At 75.0% G+C, this 17,491-nt stretch carries 15 protein-coding genes; 3 read left to right on the plus strand and 12 right to left on the minus strand.

The features are described 5' to 3' along the window. Positions 1–11 precede the first annotated feature (11 nt). The 4 genes from JE024_RS06435 to JE024_RS06450 form a co-directional block, all read right to left on the minus strand. On the minus strand, positions 12–1,445 hold the full coding sequence (locus JE024_RS06435; protein WP_205372669.1) for an amidase: 1,434 nt from the start codon (positions 1,443–1,445) through the stop codon (positions 12–14). A 256-nt stretch (positions 1,446–1,701) separates the two neighbouring features. Beyond that, positions 1,702–2,781, minus strand: a complete 1,080-nt coding sequence (locus JE024_RS06440) for a hypothetical protein (RefSeq protein ID WP_205372670.1) — start codon at positions 2,779–2,781, stop codon at positions 1,702–1,704. A 52-nt stretch (positions 2,782–2,833) separates the two neighbouring features. Then, positions 2,834–3,109 carry a hypothetical protein gene (locus JE024_RS06445; protein WP_205372671.1) on the minus strand — a complete coding sequence of 92 codons (276 nt, stop codon included), beginning with the start codon at positions 3,107–3,109 and terminating at the stop codon, positions 2,834–2,836. Between the two features lie 30 nt (positions 3,110–3,139). Continuing rightward, a complete protein-coding gene (locus JE024_RS06450) occupies positions 3,140–3,730 on the minus strand; it encodes a TetR/AcrR family transcriptional regulator (protein WP_205372672.1) in 591 nt (196 codons plus the stop codon). 78 nt (positions 3,731–3,808) lie between these two features. Between JE024_RS06450 and JE024_RS06455 the strand changes: the two genes are divergently transcribed. After that, the gene (locus JE024_RS06455; RefSeq protein ID WP_205372673.1) at positions 3,809–4,219 is read left to right on the plus strand and encodes a VOC family protein; all 411 of its coding nucleotides are present in this window, start codon (positions 3,809–3,811) and stop codon (positions 4,217–4,219) included. A gap of 228 nt (positions 4,220–4,447) precedes the next feature. Further along, on the plus strand, positions 4,448–4,660 hold the full coding sequence (locus JE024_RS06460; RefSeq protein WP_205372674.1) for a DUF4287 domain-containing protein: 213 nt from the start codon (positions 4,448–4,450) through the stop codon (positions 4,658–4,660). A 126-nt stretch (positions 4,661–4,786) separates the two neighbouring features. Here the strand turns inward: JE024_RS06460 and JE024_RS06465 are convergent, their stop codons facing one another. From JE024_RS06465 to JE024_RS06485, 5 genes are read right to left on the minus strand one after another with little or no spacing between them, the layout of a single operon-like run. Then, positions 4,787–5,920: an FAD-dependent monooxygenase gene (locus JE024_RS06465; protein ID WP_205372675.1), complete on the minus strand. Its 1,134-nt coding sequence runs from the start codon at positions 5,918–5,920 to the stop codon at positions 4,787–4,789. Between the two features lie 49 nt (positions 5,921–5,969). Continuing rightward, complete coding sequence (locus tag JE024_RS06470) at positions 5,970–6,536, minus strand: GTP-binding protein (protein WP_205372676.1); 567 nt, start codon at positions 6,534–6,536, stop codon at positions 5,970–5,972. A 7-nt stretch (positions 6,537–6,543) separates the two neighbouring features. Then, a complete protein-coding gene (locus tag JE024_RS06475) occupies positions 6,544–6,900 on the minus strand; it encodes a DUF742 domain-containing protein (protein ID WP_205376404.1) in 357 nt (118 codons plus the stop codon). 47 nt (positions 6,901–6,947) lie between these two features. Continuing rightward, a complete protein-coding gene (locus JE024_RS06480) occupies positions 6,948–7,385 on the minus strand; it encodes a roadblock/LC7 domain-containing protein (protein ID WP_147986222.1) in 438 nt (145 codons plus the stop codon). Continuing rightward, the gene (locus tag JE024_RS06485) at positions 7,382–10,705 is read right to left on the minus strand and encodes a sensor histidine kinase (RefSeq protein WP_244882621.1); all 3,324 of its coding nucleotides are present in this window, start codon (positions 10,703–10,705) and stop codon (positions 7,382–7,384) included. The genes JE024_RS06480 and JE024_RS06485 overlap by 4 nt, the downstream gene beginning before the upstream one ends. 550 nt (positions 10,706–11,255) lie before the next feature. On the opposite strand from JE024_RS06485, the gene JE024_RS06490 reads away from it, so the two are divergent. Continuing rightward, positions 11,256–13,628 (plus strand): glycoside hydrolase family 84 protein, encoded by a 2,373-nt coding sequence (locus tag JE024_RS06490; RefSeq protein ID WP_244882623.1) that lies wholly within the window; start codon positions 11,256–11,258, stop codon positions 13,626–13,628. Positions 13,629–13,774: 146 nt separating this feature from the next. Here the strand turns inward: JE024_RS06490 and JE024_RS06495 are convergent, their stop codons facing one another. The 3 genes from JE024_RS06495 to JE024_RS06505 all read right to left on the minus strand — a co-directional run bounded on the left by JE024_RS06495 (position 13,775) and on the right by JE024_RS06505 (position 17,469). Beyond that, complete coding sequence (locus JE024_RS06495) at positions 13,775–14,641, minus strand: PhzF family phenazine biosynthesis protein (protein WP_205372678.1); 867 nt, start codon at positions 14,639–14,641, stop codon at positions 13,775–13,777. A 111-nt stretch (positions 14,642–14,752) separates the two neighbouring features. After that, entirely contained in the window at positions 14,753–15,706 is a 954-nt protein-coding gene (locus tag JE024_RS06500; protein WP_244882626.1) for a fibronectin type III domain-containing protein, read from the minus strand. Between the two features lie 182 nt (positions 15,707–15,888). Continuing rightward, a complete protein-coding gene (locus JE024_RS06505) occupies positions 15,889–17,469 on the minus strand; it encodes a serine/threonine-protein kinase (RefSeq protein ID WP_205372679.1) in 1,581 nt (526 codons plus the stop codon). Positions 17,470–17,491 lie beyond the last annotated feature (22 nt).

A 17,491-nucleotide genomic window follows, 5' to 3' on the forward strand; every position in this document is an offset into this window, starting at 1 on the left:
CCCCGCCGGGGTCAGGGGCGGAGCGGCGGCACGTCCGTCGGGCGGCGGAACGGGCGGTCCGCCTCCAGGGCGAAGGCGACGTCGAGCAGGGTGCGTTCGTGGCCGGGGCGGGCGGAGAACATGACGCCGACGGGCAGGCCGTCCGGCGTCGCGGTGGGGGCGGGCAGGGAGAGGGACGGGGTGCCGACCACGTTGTTCACCGGGGTGAAGGCGACGTAGGCGAGGATCCGTTCGAGCAGCGTCTCGTAGGGGACGGCCGGGCTCAGGTGGCCGAGCGGGGGCGTGGTGTGGGCGAGCACCGGGGACAGGACGAGGTCCAGTCCGCGGAAGGCCGCCGCGTAGGCCACCCGGGTGCGCCGGAGCCGGCGGACGACGCCCGGGGTGGTCCGCCACTTCGCGGTGTACGTCTCGCGCAGTCCCCGGCTGAGCCCGTCCATCCGGTGACGGTCGAAGTCGGAGCCGAGCGTGCGGCCCGTGACGCCCAGCAGGAACGACAGCAGGCCCCAGTAGGTGAGGAAGTCCTCGGTGAAGCGCGGGTCCATCGCCAGCTCCACCGGCTGCACCGTGTGACCGAGCCCTTCGAGCACGGTCGCGGTCGCGGTGACGGCCTCGCGGGTCGGGCCGTCGGTGGTGACGCCGCCCGGCGAGTCCAGCAGCAGACCGATGCGCAGCCGGCGGCCCGAGGGGCCCTCGGCCGGGGGGCCGACGGGCGGCAGCTTCGGGTTGCGCCAGTGCGCCTCGGCCGCCGCGAGGAACGCGGCGCTGTCGCGCACGGTGCGGCTCACGATGCCGTCCGAGACGATGTCGAGCGGCAGTTGGCGGCCCTGGGCGTTCGGCACGACCCGCCCCCGGGTGGGCTTCAGCCCGACGAGGCCGCAGCAGGCGGCGGGGATGCGGATCGATCCGCCGCCGTCGTTGGCGTGCGCGAAGGGGACGGCCCCGGCGGCGACGAGTGCCGCGCTGCCGCCCGACGAGCCGCCCGCCGAGTGGCCGGTGTGCCACGGGTTGCGCACGGGCTCGGCGCCCTCGTACTCCGTGGTGGGGCTGAAACCGAACTCGGGCAGCCGGGTCTTGCCCAGCACCGTCACACCAGTGCTCAGGAACTGGCGGGTGAACGGGGCGTGCCGGCGCGCGGCACGCGGGGTGAAGGCGGCACTGCCGTGACCGGTGGGGAGCCCGGCGTAGTCGGTGTTGTCCTTGACGAAGGTCGGCACTCCGGCGAAGGCGCCACCGGCGGCCGGTGCGGGCGCGGGGGCGTCGACGTGCGTCTGGACGGCGTGGAGCAGCGCGTCCGCGTCCCGGACCCGTGCCGCCGCGGCCCTGGCCGCCTCGGCGGCGGAGACCTCGCCCCGCCGGATCGCCTCGGCGAGACCGACGGCGTCGTGCTCGCCGAGCGCGTCGTCCCGGAAGACGTGCACCGTGGTCTGTTCCTCGAAAGTCGTCACCGCTGACTCCGCCCGGGCCGCATGGAAGATTCCCCGCCATCATTGCTTACCAACGAGTAACACGCGAGGGTTTGCCGCCCTCCGTTCCCGTGCGCGCGCCGTCCGGACCGGCGGCGCGGGGGCGGAGGCGCGTCGGGCGGGGCGGGGTCGGGGGTGGTCGGGCGAGGGGCGGGCGGTGGCCGCGGGCGGGGCGGTCAGGCGGTGGCCCGTCGGCCGGGGGCCGGGCGGGGCCGGGCGGTCAGGCGGGGCCGGGCGGTCAGGCGGTGGCGGCCAGGGCGTGGTCGATGCGGCGGCGTAGATGCCGGTCGGCGATCCTGCGGCGCAGGTCGTCCAGTTCGCGGCGGGCGGCGTCCCCGCCCGTGCGGGACAGGGCGGTGACGGCGGCCTCGGCGACCCCGGCCGGACGGCGGGTGAGGGCGGGCAGCCCCAGATGGACCGTCCGGACCAGCCCGGCGAGGACGTCGCAGGTCTCCTCGGAGGGCGGGAGCAGCGACAGGAACCACGCCTGGGCACGCAGCGCCTGGGCGTTGTACGGGTCGCAGTCGTGGCTGCCGTACCCGCCCGCCAGCGGCACGCTCCGCTCCCGGCCCACCAGGTCGAACCAGCGCGGGACGTACCGGCGGACCTGCTCGGGGCCCGCGGCCGCCAGCAGATCCCGCGCGGTGCGCAGCCAGGCCGCGGACGGGCCCGCGGCGGAGGGGGAGGCGCGATGGGCGAGCAGCCGCTCCAGGGGCCGGCCGGCGCGCGCCGCGTCGTCGAGCGCCTGATCGGCCCACGGCTCCCCGGGGTTGAGCACGGGGCCGGGGAAGCGGGCGAGCGTCTCGCGCAGGGCGGGCTCACCGGGCTGGTCGAGCGCGGTGCGCCGGAAGGCGGCGAGCACGGCGGGACCGGGCGGCCGCCCCGCCGCGATCTCGGCGTCGGCGAGCTCCCACTCGCGGTGCCCCTGGAGGGCGTACTCCCCCGCGATCCAGGCGAGTCTCGCCCGGCGGGCGTCGGCGAGGAGGGCGGGGTCGAGCCCCCGGGCGACACCCGAGGCCACGACGAGCAGCTCCGCGCGGAAGTAGGAGACGTCCCGCAGGGCGATGTCGCCCTCCCGCTCGGGCTCCGGATCGGTGTGCCAGCGCGCCCAGATGCGGGCCAGCTCCATCCGGTCGCCGTCCGGCAGCCCGCGCAGCCAGTCCATGGCCTGCGCCCCGGGCCCGGTGAGGGAGCCGTTGCGGCAGGCGGCGTCCATCACCGCCCGGGCCACCCCGGGCAGGTCGCCCCGCTCCGCACACGCCCGCCGGCGCGCGTCCTGTGCCGCGAGCACCTCGGTGTCCGTCTGCCGTCCGCTCATGATCGGGAGCGTAGAGGGCACCACCGACAGCGGGGCGCGGGTGCGGGCGGGGTCAGCCGAGCGCCTCGTAGGCCGGGGGAGGTCCGGCCAGGTCGGGGTGGGTGCGGGTGTAGTCGTCGCCGTGGAGGACGCGCATCGCCCAGTGCCAGGCCTCGTCGTGGAACACCAGCCCCCGGAAGGGCGTGCCGGGCGGCTCGTACGGGTACCAGGCCATCGCCTCGGCCCCGGCACGGGACGCCGTCAGCCCGCCATAGGTGCGCATCACCCAGGCGTAGCGCCGCCGTTCACCGGCGAGGTACGCGACGTAGTCGTCCTCGGTCCACTCCACCGCGCCGAGGCTACCGCCGGGGCGGGCCCCTCAGGCGCGCAGGGCGCCGAGGAGCCGCTCCAGCGCGGCGCGGGTGGGGGCGAGGTCGTCGGGGCCGGCGGTGGTGGCGAGCCAGAGGGCGGCCTCGTTCATCGCGCCGGAGAGCAGGTGGGCCAGCGGGGCCACCGGCTGCCGGGGGATGACGCCCGCGTCGACGAGCGCGGTGAGCGCCTCGGCCAGATGGCGCGCGGAGGCGGCCTCGTCCAGGGCCCGCCAGGTGCTCCAGCCGAGAACGGCGGGACCGTCGACGAGCATCACGCGCTGCACCCCGGGGTCGGTGGCGGCGGTGAGGAACTCCTGGCAGCCGGCCAGCAGTTGGTCCCAGAGGTCGTCGTGCGCGCCCGCCGCCGTCTCGACCCGCCGGGCGACCTCCTGCTGGGCCTCCTCCAGCACGGCCCGGAAGAGCTCGGTCTTGCCCTCGAAGTGGTGGTAGAGGGCGCCCTTGGTCACGCCGGCGGCGGCGACGATCTCGGCGAGGCCCACATCGGCGTAGCCGCGTTCGGAGAAGAGGCGCCGCCCCTCCCCGAGCAGGGCCTGCCGGGTCTGCTCGCGCTGCCGGGCGCGGACGCCGTCCTGCCGCATGGGGAACCCCTTCATTGACATACCGGTGGTACGTGAATACCGTTGTTGACATACCGATGGTATGCGAAAGGGACCGCCATGAGAACGACCAGCTTCTACCCGGTGATCGGCACCGCCGCCCTCGCCCCGTCGCGGGACTTCTACACCCGGCTGCTCGGCTTCGGGATCACCTTCGAGGCCGACTGGTACATCAGCCTGCGCCAGCCCGGCGACGCGGGCGGCGAGCTCGCCCTCCTCGACCACACCCACCCGACGATCCCCGAGGGCCACCGCACCCCCGTCCAGGGGCTGCTGCTCAACTTCGAAGTGCCGGACGTGGACGCGGAGTGGGAGCGGCTCGTGGTCCGCGAGGGGCTCCGTCCCGTACTCCCCCTGCGCAGCGAGGACTTCGGGCAGCGCCACTTCATCGTCAGCGACCCGAACGGCGTGCTGATCGACGTCATCACACCGATCGAGCCCACGGAGGAGTTCGCCGCGCAGTACACCTGAGCACTGCGGACGCGCTGCGGACGCACTGCGGACCCGAGGGAAGGGGACCGGAGGCCACCGCCGTCCGCGCCGCCACGGGGGTCGGCGCGGACGGCGGACGCACGGTCACCGGATCCGGGTGACGCGGCTCACACCGGACGGGCGATGACTCCGCGCCGCGACGGGCGTCTCCCCTGCGACGCACCCGGAACGCCGGGCACTTCGCGCACCGAAGGGACACACCACGCCATGACCGCACCCGTGAAGGGCCCCGCGAGCTACTTCCCCTCCATCGAGAAGAAGTACGGCCACCCGGTCGCCCACTGGCAGGAGCTCATCCGCTCCTCGCCGCTCACCCGGCACATGGAACTGGTCGCCTGGCTCAAGACCGACCACGGCCTGGGCCACGGCCATGCCAACGCCCTGGTCGCCCACACCCTCGCCGAGCGCGGCACGCGGTGACACCGCGCCCGGCGGGGCCGGCCGGCCCCGCCGCAGCGGACACGGCCCGCGCGCCGGATGCGGCCGGTACGGCTCGCACGTCCGGCACGGCTGGCACGGCTGGTACGGCTGGTACGGCTGTGACGCCTAGTACGGCTTCGCGAGGACGTGCGCGGCGCCGGGGATGCCGATCTTGAGGAGCTCGTCCTCCTCGGGTGTGGTCGGCGAGCCCGTCTCCTGGCGCAGCACGGCCCGGGACATCGACTGGACCCACAGGGCGCGCGGGCGGCGGCGGGCCTCCCAGGCCACCAGCGCGGCCGGCACGTCCGGCTCGGCGTCGAGGGACTCGGCCAGTACGACGGCGTCCTCCACGGCCATCGCCGCGCCCTGCGCGATGTGCGGGGTGGAGGCGTGGGCCGCGTCGCCGGCCAGCACGACCCGGCCCACGTGCCAGGGCGCGTCGACCGTCACCTGGGAGATCCGCGAGTACACCACCCCGGAGGGGTCGGTCACGGTGGCGAGGGCCTCGGCCACCGGGCCGGAGAACATCGCGAGCCGCGCCGCCAATTGCTCGTGGGCACGCTCCGGGTCCGGCCGGAAGTCCGCCTCCTCGGCGAACACGGCGCCCAGGTACATCAGTTCACCGGTGATCGGGGTGAGGAGCGCCTTCGCCTGCTGCCCCGCCGTGCTCATCACCACGCCCTCCACCTCGGGCAGCCGGGGCACGGTGACCCGCCAGTTGGCGAAGCCGGTGTACTCGGGGGTGTAGCGGTCGCCGTGGAGACGGGTGCGCAGCGGGGAGCCGATCCCGTCGAATCCGGCCACCAGGTCCCAGCGGCCGGCCGAGCCGTCGGAGAGGGTGACGTCGACGCCGTCGCCGTCGTCCGTGAGGTCGGTGACGGTGGCGGAGTACCGGATCTTCGCGCCGGCCGTCACAGCCGCGTCCGCCAGCACCCGGGCGAGCGCGGGCCGCGGGATGCCGTTGTTCGAGGGCGCGTCGCCCATCCGGGGCTGCGGGATGCGGGCGAGGGGGTTGCCCGCCGGGTCCGCGATGGTCAGGATCTCCCACTCGAAGCCGGCCGCGAGGCAGGCGTCGAGCACACCGATCTCACGCATCACGTGCAGCGCGTTGGACGGCTGGATGATGCCGACGCCGAGCGCCTCCGGTCCGGGGCGGACCTCGGCGACCTCGACCGAGTGACCGCGGCGGGCCAGCGCGGTGGCGAGGGTGAGGCCGCCGATGCCGCCGCCGTGGATCAGGACGCGCAGGGGTGATGCCATCAGGTGTCTCCAGGGGTGGGCTGCGGGGGGTACGGGGAGGAGCGGGGCGTCAGCCGGCCACGGGCAGGCTCATCAGGTGGTCGACCAGGGCGAGCAGCACGTCCCGGTCGAAGTCGCGCAGCCGGACGTCGCCGACGAGCAGCGGGACGTGCGGGTCGAGGTCGAGCGCCGTCCTGATCTCCTCCGGCGTACGGGTGTTGTGGCCGTGGAAGCAGTTGATGGCGACCACGAAGGGGATCTCGCGGCTCTCGAAGAAGTCGATCGAGGCGAAGGAGGTCTCCAGACGTCGGGTGTCGGCGATGACCACACCGCCGAGCGCGCCGTTGACCAGGTCGTTCCACATGAACCAGAAACGTTCCTGGCCCGGTGTGCCGAAGAGGTAGACGACGAGTTCGTCGCTGACCGTGATGCGGCCGAAGTCCAGGGCGACGGTCGTCGTGTCCTTGGCCCCGATGCCGTCGAGGTCGTCGACGCCGACACTGGCCTTGGTGAGGTATTCCTCGGTCCGCAGCGGTGCGACCTCGCTGACCGCGCCGACCAGGGTCGTCTTGCCGACGCCGAAGCCGCCGGCGATGAGGATCTTGACGGCGGCGGGGGCCGCCTGACTGTTGGTCATGGTGGTTTCAGAGTCTCCGGAGTCCGTCACGAACGGCGGCGAGCGTGCTCCTGTCGGCGCCGCCCGCCGCGCGGGCCACCGTCAGCGGCGCGCGGGCGGTGAGAAGGCCCTGGCCGACGAGATCGGCCAGAAGGATCTTGGTCACCGAGACCGGGAGGTCGAGGCCGGCCGCGACCTCGGCGACCGCGGAGGGCCGCCGGCAGCGGGCGAGGATCGCCCGGTGCTCGGGCTGGAGCCTGCCGGGGCGCAGCGGCACCCCGCGCTCGTCGAGCGGTTCCTCACGCGTCGTCAGCACCGTGATCAGCGTGAAGTCGTCCCGCTCGGGAGCGGTCCGGCCGCGGGTGATGGTGTACGGGCGGACCATGCTGCCCGCGCCGTCCTCCGCGTACCCCTCGTCCTCCCAGTACGGGTTCACGCGCGTGGTCCGTCCCCGGTGCCGAACGCGTCGAACTCGCCGCGCACCGGGGTGCCGAGCTTCTGGCCGACCTGCTGGACGAGGTTGTGCATCGCCAGGGACATCACCTCGGCGTCGACCTCCTGGGACGCCACCACGGCCAGGTGGGTGCCCTGACCGGCGGAGATGATGAAGAGCCACAGGTCGGACAGCTCGACGATCACCTGGTGCACCACACCGCCGCCGAAGAGCTGGCCGACGCCCCGGGCGAGGCTCTGCTGGCCGGTGCAGATGGCGGCCAGACGCTCGGCGTCGGCGCGGTCGATGCTCCGCGAGTGGCTCACCACCAGGCCGTCGTCGGAGAGCAGGACGGCGTTCCGGGTCTCGGCCACCGAGTCCACCAGGCCGTCGAGCAGCCAGTCGAGGTCCTGGTGGGTGGCGGTTGTGCGTGTCATGACCGTTCTTCTCTCGTGGGATGGGGAGGTTCGGGCGGCGCGGTGGGTTCAGGCCGGTCCGCCGTGGGCGCCTCGTCGGTGGCGCGAGCGGCGCGCGAGCGGCGCTGGAACGCGCCGATCGTGGCACCGGCGCGGCGCGGGACGGGGCGCAGCAGCGGGTCGTCCTGCCACCGCGGTGGCTTGGGCGTGGCCGGCCGGGGGGTCACCGGGCCGACGCGCAGTTCGTCGACGAGGCTTGCCTGGCGCACCCGCCGCGGGAGCGGCGGTTCGGCGCCGGGCGGCGGGAGTTCGGATCCGGCCGGCGGGACGTCGGCCCCGGCGGCGGGGAGACCGGCTCCGCGCGCGGGCGATCCGGCCGTCTGCGGCGGCAGTTCGGTCCGCGGCCGGGGAAAGGCCACCGGGCCGCCGGCCGCCGGGGGCTCGGCCCCGGGGAGCTGCGGCGCGGGGGCGCCGTACGCCGCCGGGTCGCCCCCACCGGGCCCGTGGCCCGCTGCGGGAGGCAGCGCCGGGAACCGGTTGCCGCCGCCCGCGTAGGCCGGGGAGTTCGGGTCCGTGTAGGGCTGGAGACCGGTGATGTACTGCTCGTCGCCGAGCGGGGGGTGCGGGGCGCCCGCGGCGGAGCCGTGCGCGGGAAGCGCGGCCCCGAAGCCCGGGGCGGCGAAGACGTCGTCCTCGGGGTCGTAGGGGTGCCGCGGCTCGTAGCCCGCACCCCCGGCGCTCCCGTGCCCCACGGCCGAGTAGGACCCGGCGGACGTCTCCGGCGCGCCGGACGGGTAGGTCCCGGCGGGCGTCTCCGGACCGCCGGACGGGTAGGGCAGCGCGCCCGGGTCCTGGGCACCGGACTCCGCGTAGGGCTGGGCGCCGGGGCCCGGCGCGGGTGCGGGGTAGGGCGCCGTGCCGGGGCCCTGCGCGGGAGGCGACCAGGACCCGGCGGGCGTCTGCGGTGCATCGGCCGGGTAGGGCAGCGCGCCCGGGTCCTGGGCACCGGACTCCGCGTAGGGCTGGGCGCCGGGGGTCGACCAGGGGCCGGGGGCCTCCTGCGGACCGGGCGGGTAGAGCTGCGCGGGGTCGGCCGCGGGAAGGGAGCCGGGGGCCGCGAGGGGAGCCTGCGGATCCGCCGGGTGGGGCTCGGCTCCCGCCGGGTACGGCGCGGGGTCCTGCGTCGCGCCCGCCTGGGCGCCCGCCCCGGGGGCGCGGCCGCCGGAGTACGGGGCGGGCGGCTGGTCCGCCGCGGCGAAGGCGTCGAAGGGCCGGTCCGCACCGTCACCGGTGCGCGCGTGGGCGCCGCCGAGTGCCGTGACCTCGGCCAGTGCCCTGCCCTGCACCCGGCTGGGCAGCGCGCCGGGCTCGGCCGGCGCGGCGGGCGCGGCGGGCTGCGCGGGGACGGCCGCGAGGGGCGCCTGCTCCTGCTCCGGGCCGCCGACGGTGAGCTCGTGCGGGACGAGCACGACGACGCGGGTCCCGCCGTACGCCGAGGAACGGAACTCGACGCGCAGCCCGTACTGCGAGGCGAGCCGGGCGATCACCTGGAGGCCGAGGCGGATGTCGTCGGAGTGGGCGAGGAGGTCGAGCCGGGGCGGGCGGAGCATCAGTTCGTTGGCCTCGGCGAGCTGGGCCTCCTCCATGCCGAGGCCGCGGTCCTCCACCTCGATGGCCAGGCCGCGGCTGACGCCGGCCGCCCTGACCTCCACCGGGCTGGGCGGGCGCGAGAAGCTGAGCGCGTTCTCGATCAGCTCGGCCAGCACATGGGAGACGGGGCCGACGGCGCGCGCCGCGAGCCAGGGGCTGCCGTCGAGGTCGAGCACGACGCGCTGGTAGTCCTGCACCTCGCCCTGGGCGGAGCGCATCACGTCGAGCAGGGCGACCGGCTTGCGCCAGCGCCGGTGCGGGGTGCCGCCCGCGAGGATGACGAGGTTCTCCTCGTAGCGCCGCAGCCGGGCGGTGAGGTGGTCGAGGTCGAAGAGTCCGTCGAGCACCTCGGGGTCCTCGTGGCGGCGCTCCAGTTCGTCGAGCCTCTTGAGCTGCTGGCCGATGAGCTGCTGGGTGCGGCGGGCGATCCGCTGGAGGAGGCGCTCGAAGCCGCGGTGCTGGTCGGCCTGTCTGACGGCGGCCGTCAGGGCACTGGTACGGGCGAGGTTGAGGGACTTGCCGAGCTGGGCCAGTTCGTCGGACGACGCGTCCGTGCCGCTGTCCTCGATGGCGCGGGCCTCGGCCTCGACGTCGATGCGCTCGCCCTTGGCGAGGCGTTCGACGACGTCGGGGAGCGCCTTCTCCAGCGCCTCGGCCTGCGCCTGGAGGCTGCTGATGCGCCGGCGGAGGCTGCGGGTCAGCCGCCAGGTGGTCCAGATGACGGCGATGACGGCGAGCAGGCCGACGACGGTGGTGAGGACCATCTCGAGGAGCAGCGAGATGACACTGTTCTTGCCGTTCTCGACGACGAGCGCGGTGCGGTGTTCGAGCAGCTTCTCCAGCTCGGGGGTGAGCGCGTCCATCGCGGCGCGCCAGGTCCCGCGGTCGGCCGAGAGCGTGACCCGGCCGTCGCGTCCGGCGGCGGCGGGACGCAGCACGGTGGCCTCCACCTGCGTCTTCGTCTTCCACGCCGGGCTGCCGGTGATCTCCTGCCACATGGCCCGTTCGTCGTCGGGCAGGAAGGGCACGACCTTGGTGCCGTGCACGAAGGACTGGGCGGAGACGGACTGCCGGACCTCCTGGAGGTCCTCGGCGCCGAGCTTCCCCGTGCCCCAGCCGCGGGCGAGCAGCGCGTCGGTGCGGGAGATCATCTCCTTGGCCCAGAACAGGTCGACGAGGGGCTGGGAGAGGGTGGTGATCCTGCCGTTGTCGACATGGCTGAGGGCGGTGAACAGCCGGAGGTCCACGGCGATCAGGTCGGTGTAGTAGCGGTAGACCGCCTCCTGCTGGTCGCTGTCGCCGCCGTCCACCAGGGAGCGCTGGGCAGCGAGCTGCCCGATGGCCTCCCGGGCCTCGGCCACCGCGTCCAGGACCTCGGCGGGCGCGTCGTCGGCCGAGACGTCGGAGGCGGACCGGAAGGTCTCGACGGCCTCGTCGGTCTTCTCGCGCTGCTCGGCGAGCGCCTCCGCGGCGCCGCGCTGCCGGGCGAGGACCTCGGCACTGAGCCTCCGCTCCTCCTGGAGGTTGTAGTACACGAGGTTGGACGGCTGCCCCGCCTTCTCGGCCAACTGCCCCTGGGCTGCCTGCCGTTGGAAGTCGAGGAAGGTCTGTCCGCTGGTGACGGCCCACAGGGCGACCAGCGCGATGCCGGGGACGAAGGCCAGGACCAGCAGGGCTGTCCGCAACGACATGGACGTCGTGCCGGTCCGCCGTGACGCGCGCGTGCGCAGAGCGATCTCCTTGAGGAGGGTCAGCCTGACGGCTGATCAGATCCGTGCAGAACTACGACGCGTGAATACTAGTCACACCACGAATACAACAAGGAACCGACCTCACACGAGCAACACCGTTCACACGCAAGCCTGTTACACGAATTGCCGGGTCAACTCCTTTACCGCACAGGTCAGTCGTGCCCGCGCCCCGACGGCACGGGCCGCAAAGTCCAAGCGTTCACGACGAAGCATCCATGGACTCCCCCACCTCCGCCCGAGAGGGTCGAAACCGCCCCTCGCGGCCCCCCGGCGCCTCCACCCCGCACCGGGCGCCCCGCCCTGCTCGCGTTCGCTTGCGCCAAGCGGAGCGAAGGGATCGATCGACTCCGGCCCGCGCACGACCCTTGAGGCGTACCCGCGACAGCGGTAGCTTGGAGAGCAGTTGCGTGGTCTAGACCACTCTGGAGGTCTGATGAGGAACCGCAGAGCTGCCCTCGGAGTCCACTTCGCTCTCGCAAGCGCGCTTGCCATGGGGCTGCTGACCCACTCCCCCACCGCCGAGGCCGCCCCCGCTCCACTGCCACCGGTGACGCCCACTCCCCAGTCGATCGCCCGCTCCGGCGGCGACGCGGTGGTCACCGGCCGGGTCCTGGTGGTGGCCGACGGGGACACCGACACCGCCGCCCGCACACGGCTCGTCACCGAACTGCGCTCCCACGGCGCCGACCGGGTGGACGTCGTCGCCCCCGGCGCCGTACCGGCCGCCGCCCGCGGCCTGCTCACCGTGCGCCTGGGCCCGGCCGGCCGGCCCGACATCGCCGGCGCCCTCGCCGGCACCGCCGTCCCCGACACCGCCGAGGGGTACGCCGTGCGGGTCGAGGGCGGGCGCGACCGGCGGATCACCCTGGCCGGGCACGACGCGGCGGGCCAGTTCTACGCCGTCCAGACGCTGCGCCAGCTCTTCGTGCCCGCGGACGGCGACGACCGGCGGCCGGCGGCCACACCCCGGGCTCCCGGACCGGACCGCGAGTGGCGGGTCGCCGGAGCCGCCGTCTCCGACCACCCCGACATGCCCCTGCGCGGCACCATCGAGGGCTTCTACGGGGCGCCCTGGACACACGCCGAACGCCTGGACCAGATGGACTTCTACGGCGACGTCAAGGCGAACACCTACATCTACGCGCCCAAGGACGACCCCTACCACCGCGGCAAGTGGCGTGAGCCCTACCCGGCCGACAAGCTCGCCGAACTGGGCGAACTCGTGCGGCGGGCCACCGACAACCATGTGCGGTTCACCTTCGCCGTCTCGCCCGGCGAGTCGGTCTGCTACTCCGACCCGGCCGACCGCACGGCCCTGAAGGCCAAGCTCCAGGCCCTGTACGACCTGGGCACCCGCGCCTTCTCCGTCCCGCTGGACGACATCAGCTACACCCGGTGGAACTGCCCGGGCGACCAGAGCGCGTACGGCGCCCCCGGCCGGGCGGCGGCCGCCCGGGCGCAGGTCGACCTGCTCAACGACGTCCAGCGCGACTTCGTCGCCAGCCACCCGGGCACCGCGCCGCTCCAGACCGTCCCCACCGAGTACGGGGACCTGACCGACACCGCCTACAAGCAGACCCTGCGGGCCGGCCTGGACCCGGCCGTGGTGATGATGTGGACCGGCACCGACGTCGTGCCGCCGAAGATCACCGTGGACGAGGCGGACCGGGCGTCCGCGCTCTTCGGGCGGAAGGTGTTCGTCTGGGACAACTACCCGGTCAACGACTTCGGCAACACCAGCGGCCGGCTGCTGCTCGCCCCCTACGCCCAGCGCGAGGCGGGCCTGTCCCGGCATCTGTCGGGCATCGTGGCGAACCCGATGAACCAGCCCTACGCCTCCAAGGTCGCGGTCTTCGGGGTCGCCGACTTCACCTGGAACGACACCGCCTACGACCCGGCGGCCAATCTGCGCCGCGCCATGGCCCATCTGGCCGGCGGCGACCGGAGCGCCACCGAGGCGCTGCTGGTCTTCGGCGACCTCCAGCACCTGGCGCCGACCTTCGGCGCGACCCCGTGGCAGCCGCAGGCGCCCGCGCTCGCGGCGCGGGTGGAACGCTTCTGGTCGCAGTGGGACACCGGCGACCGGGCCGCGGCGGTCACGGAACTGCGCGCCTACGCGGAGGCGATCCGCCGGGCGCCCGAAGTGGTGCGCGGCGGCCGGGTCGAGGCCGGCTTCACCACCGACGCCGCGCCCTGGCTCGACGCGACCGCGCTCTGGGGCGAGGCGGCGGTGCGGATGCTGGACGCGCTCGACGCCCGGCTGGAGGGGGACGCGGCACGCGCGGACGAACTGCTGGCCGTGTCGCACGACCTCCAGCGGCGGGCGCGGGACGTCCGGATCGTGCCGGCGCGCAACACCTGGGGAAGCGTGCAGCCCAAGGTGGGCGACGGCGTCCTCGACGTCTTCCTCGTCCAGGCCGATGTCCGGCTGCGGCTGTGGGACGCCGCCGGCGGCGGGCGGAACCTGGCGGTGAAGGGCACCGCGAGCGCCTCCGGGGTGGAGCAGAACCTCGACCGGCTGGCCGCCCGGCACGTCAACGACGGCCAGATGGGCACCCGTTGGGCCTCCGACTACACGGACGCCGCATGGGTGCAGATCGCCCTCGCCGAACCGGCCCGGGTCGCCGCGGTGACCCTCGCCTGGGAAGGGGCGTGCGCGGCCGAGTACGCGGTGCAGACCTCGGTGAACGGCACCGACTGGACGACGGTGTCCACCCAGCGCCCCGGGAACTGCGGGACGGACGTGGTGCGCCTGACGGCCGGCGAGCCGGTGACCCATGTGCGGATGCAGGGCATCCGGCGGAAGACGACCTGGGGGTACTCGCTGTACGAGATGGGCGTGTACGGGGCGCCCGCGTCCTGACCCCGCGTCCCGAGGGCGGCGCGGGGCGGCCGGCGTGGCCGCCCCGCGCGATCCCGCGCCCCCGCGGCCTTACACCGCAGCGCGGAGTCGCGGGGTCGCGGGGTCGCGGGGTCGTGGGGTCGTGGGGTGCGGAGGCTCGGCGCGGCTCAGGCGATCCGGGTGCCGGTGCCGCTGACGCGGACCCGGGCGTCGCCCTCGCGCAGCTCCACCGTCAGCACACCAGGCCGCCCCATGTCGGCGCCCTGGTGCAGGGTGAGCACGGACGACGCGGGGACGAGGCCGAACTCCCGCGCGTAGGCGCCGAAGGCACCGGCCGCCGCGCCCGTCGCCGGATCCTCCACGACGCCGCCCACCGGGAACGGGTCGCGGACGTGGAAGACGGTGCGGGACTCCCGCCACACCAGTTGCACGGTGGTCAGCTCCAGCCGGTGCATCAGCGCTTCGAGGCGGGCGAAGTCGTAGGAGAGGTCCGCCAGCCGCTCCCTGGTGGCCGCCCCGAGCACGAGATGGCGGGCGCCCGCGAAGGCGATGCGCGGCGGCAGGGTCGGGTCGAGGTCGCCCGCGGGCCAGTCGAGGGCGGCGAGCGCCTCGGCGAGGTCGGCGTCACCGATCTGCTCGGTGTGCGGCTCGACGGTGGTGAGCGTGGCCCGCAGCACGCCGTCGTCCTCGGTCACGCTCACCGGCACCGTGCCGGCGGGCGTGGCGAACAACAGGTCGCCGGGGCCGATGCGTTCGGCGAGCGCGACGGACGCCGCCACGGTGGCGTGACCGCAGAACGGGACCTCCGCCTTCGGGCTGAAGAAGCGGAGCGTGAAGGCGCGCCCGGGCGTGCCGCCGAGGTCCTCGGGCGGGTCGGTGAGGAAGGCGGACTCGCTGTAGCCGAGGCGGGCGGCGACGGCGAGCATGGCGTCGTCGTCGAGCCCCGCCGCGTCCAGCACCACGCCGGCTCGGTTGCCGCCGGCGGGGTCGGCGGAGAAGGCGGTGTAGTGCAGGACCTCGGGCTCTGTCGTCATGATCGCTGCAACCGGGCGCTCCACCGGATTGTTCCCCCCGCCCCCGCCGAGGGCCTCCGGAGCGGCCGGCGGGGGTGACGGGAGGTGGCCGGCGGGGGCGGCGGGCGGGTGTCAGCCGGGGACCACCACCGTGCGCTGGGCCGAGAAGTCGCCCCAGGTGCCGTCGGGGAGGCGGGCGCGGAGCTTGATGCTGTACCGGGTGCCCGGGGGGTCGGTGACCGTCATCGTGTACGAGACGCGGGGGCCGGCCGGCTGGGCTCCCCACACGATGGTCGTCGCCATCTTCCCGTTGAGGAAGAGCTGGTGCTCCTTGACCGGCGCTCCGGTGTCGGGCGGGGTCCAGGAGAGGTCGATGCGCCCCTCGGCCGCCGTCGCCTCCAGACCGGCCGGTGCGGTGCCCGGTCCGTCGCCGGGGGCCGGGGCCGTGGTCAGGTCGACGGCGGGGCTGTCCGGGGAGGAGTTCTCGGAGGCGTCCCGGGCCCGCACGGTGAAGGTGTAGACGGTGCCGGGGCGCAGGTTGGTGACCTTGGCCGTGGTCTCGCCGCCGGGGACGCTGTGGACGCGGGCGTCCTCCTGGTAGATGTCGTACGCGGTGACCGCGGTGTCGTCCCGGGACGCGCCCCAGGTGAGCGTGACGGCGCGGCTGCCGTCCACGGTGCCGCGCGGCCGGAGCGGCGCGGTGGGGGCCGTGCGGTCGTCGGGCGCGGCCTCGGGGGTGGTCACGGCGACGGCGGCGCTCGGTGCGGACAGGTTGCCCGCGGCGTCCCGGGCCCGGACGGTGAAGCGGTACGCGGTCTTCGGGGTGAGGCCCTCGACGTCGGTCATGTGCTTGGCGCCGGGGAGGGTCTTCACCCGCTTGCCCTGCTCGTAGACCTCGTAGCCGGTGACGGCGGTGTCGTCGGTGGAGTGGTCCCACATGACGTGGACGGAGGTGGCGCTGCCGGCCTGGGCGCTGAGGCCGGCGGGCGTGGTGGGGGGATCGGTGTCCTTGTCCTCGCCACCGCAGGCGGCGAGGAGGAAGAGGGCGGTGCAGGCCAACACGGCCGGTGTGGGGGGACGTTGCACGGTCGGTCCTCCGCGGGCGACGGGCAGGTGTGGTGACAGGCTGCCAGTCGTCGGCGGATTGGTCCAGACCTATGCGCGGGTGCGATCACCCGGATCCGGGGCGGGCGCCCGCCCCGGATCCGGGTGACGCGGCCCGGACCGGCGGACGCGGTCACCGGGCCGCCGGCGGGCGCCCGCCCGGCTCAGACGCCCCGGCGGCGGAAGAACCCCCGCCCGCGGCCCGCGCGTTCGGCCGCCTCGATCCGCTCGCGCAGCCCCTGCGGGCCGGCCTCGGTGTGCACCGGGCTCCCCGGGCCGCGCGCGGCGAGCTGACGCAGCAGCTCCAGCGCCTCGGCCGGCTCCCCGCACGCCAGCAGCGCCTCGGAGAGCAGCAGGGCGCTGCGGACGGTCTCGGCGTCGTCCGCGCCGAGCACCTGCGCGCGGCCGGTGACCACCCGCCGCAGCACCGTCGCGGCCTCGGCGGCACGGCCGCACTTGAGCAGGCAGTCCGCCCAGTGGTGCTCGGCGGTGAAGGTGACCGGGGAGTCGCCCCGGGTCTCGGCCCGCGCGCGGGCGATCCGCTCCAGGTACTCCAGCGCCTCGGCGTGCCGCCCGTTCACCCCGAGCCGGAAGGCCAGCGCCTGGAGCGTGGCGATCGCGTCCGCGCCCGTGTCGCCGAAGGTGCGGGCCCAGTCGGCGGCGATCTCGCGGCACAGCCGGATCGACCCCTCGGCGTCGTTCATGGCCCACAGGCAGTCGGCCATCGCCTGCCGGGCCCGCAGGGTGCTGTCGTCGTCCGGGCCCTGGAGCAGGGTGCGCCGCCGCACGATGGTGCGGTACTCCCGCCGCGCCTCCTCCAGGCTGCCCGACCTGCGCAGGCCGTCGGCCGCCGCCGCCTGCCGGTCGCTCTCGGCGGCGTACTCGCGCATCCGCGCCGCGGCCGCCGACTCGCCGAGGGCGCGCAGCGGCGGCACCTCCAGCACGGCGGCCGTGAAGTCGGCCGAGGGGCGGTCCTCCGGATGCTTGGCGAGCAGCGCCTCCACCAGCCGCTGGAGCGCGTGCGGGAGATCGCTCCGCAGGGTGTGCAGCGGGCGCGGCCTCGCCTGCGCGTGCAGCTCCCGCAGGTCGCCCTGGGACCGTTCACGCGCGAACACATGCTGTCCGGCGAGCAGTTCGTAGGCGACGCAGCCCAGTGCGTACATGTCGCTGAGGGTGGTGTCCACGGCGCCGGGCGCCCAGCGCTCGGGGGCGAGATAGGCGGGGGTGCCCACGACGCCCGCCCCGGTGAGGTCGGTGGCGCTGTGGTCGCCCAGGAGCTTCGCGATCCCGAAGTCGCAGAGCTTGGCCTCCTTCTCGGCCACCACCATGATGTTCCCCGGTTTGACGTCCCGGTGGAGGATGTCGTGCCGGTGGGCGTGGGCCAGCCCCTTGGCGAGCTGCCACAGCATCAGGACGGTCTCGGGCACCGACCAGGAGCGCCCGTCGGCGAGCAGCCGGTCGAGGCTGCGGCCGTCGACGTACTCCATGACCAGGTACGCGGTGTCCCCGTGGGTGCCCGAGTCCAGCAGGCCCACCACATAGCGGCTGTTGGCCCGTTGCATCGCCTCCATCTCGCGGGCGAAGCGCCGGGCGCCCTCCGCGTCGTCGACCCGGGGCAGCATGGTCTTCACCGCGACGGTGGCGCCGGTCAGCCCGTCGGCCGCCTCCCGCACCTCGCCCATGCCGCCGTTGCCCAGGAGGCGCCCGAGCGTGTAACGGCCGCCCAGCACCGTGCCCTGCTGCATCCCCGCTTCTCCCCTTCCCGTC

This window comes from Streptomyces zhihengii, from assembly GCF_016919245.1.
GTDB classification, from domain to species: Bacteria; Actinomycetota; Actinomycetes; order Streptomycetales; family Streptomycetaceae; genus Streptomyces; species Streptomyces zhihengii.

Bases quoted from the DNA above. Each gene is read 5' to 3' on its own strand.
- JE024_RS06440 (WP_205372670.1), bottom strand. From the start codon at position 2,781: ATGAGCGGACGGCAGACGGACACCGAGGTGCTCGCGGCACAGGACGCG.
- JE024_RS06450 (WP_205372672.1), bottom strand. From the start codon at position 3,730: ATGCGGCAGGACGGCGTCCGCGCCCGGCAGCGCGAGCAGACCCGGCAG.
- JE024_RS06455 (WP_205372673.1), top strand. From the start codon at position 3,809: ATGAGAACGACCAGCTTCTACCCGGTGATCGGCACCGCCGCCCTCGCC.
- JE024_RS06460 (WP_205372674.1), top strand. From the start codon at position 4,448: ATGACCGCACCCGTGAAGGGCCCCGCGAGCTACTTCCCCTCCATCGAG.
- JE024_RS06465 (WP_205372675.1), bottom strand. From the start codon at position 5,920: ATGGCATCACCCCTGCGCGTCCTGATCCACGGCGGCGGCATCGGCGGC.
- JE024_RS06470 (WP_205372676.1), bottom strand. From the start codon at position 6,536: ATGACCAACAGTCAGGCGGCCCCCGCCGCCGTCAAGATCCTCATCGCC.
- JE024_RS06475 (WP_205376404.1), bottom strand. From the start codon at position 6,900: ATGGTCCGCCCGTACACCATCACCCGCGGCCGGACCGCTCCCGAGCGG.
- JE024_RS06480 (WP_147986222.1), bottom strand. From the start codon at position 7,385: ATGACACGCACAACCGCCACCCACCAGGACCTCGACTGGCTGCTCGAC.
- JE024_RS06485 (WP_244882621.1), bottom strand. From the start codon at position 10,705: ATGTCGTTGCGGACAGCCCTGCTGGTCCTGGCCTTCGTCCCCGGCATC.
- JE024_RS06490 (WP_244882623.1), top strand. From the start codon at position 11,256: ATGGGGCTGCTGACCCACTCCCCCACCGCCGAGGCCGCCCCCGCTCCA.
- JE024_RS06495 (WP_205372678.1), bottom strand. From the start codon at position 14,641: ATGACGACAGAGCCCGAGGTCCTGCACTACACCGCCTTCTCCGCCGAC.
- JE024_RS06505 (WP_205372679.1), bottom strand. From the start codon at position 17,469: ATGCAGCAGGGCACGGTGCTGGGCGGCCGTTACACGCTCGGGCGCCTC.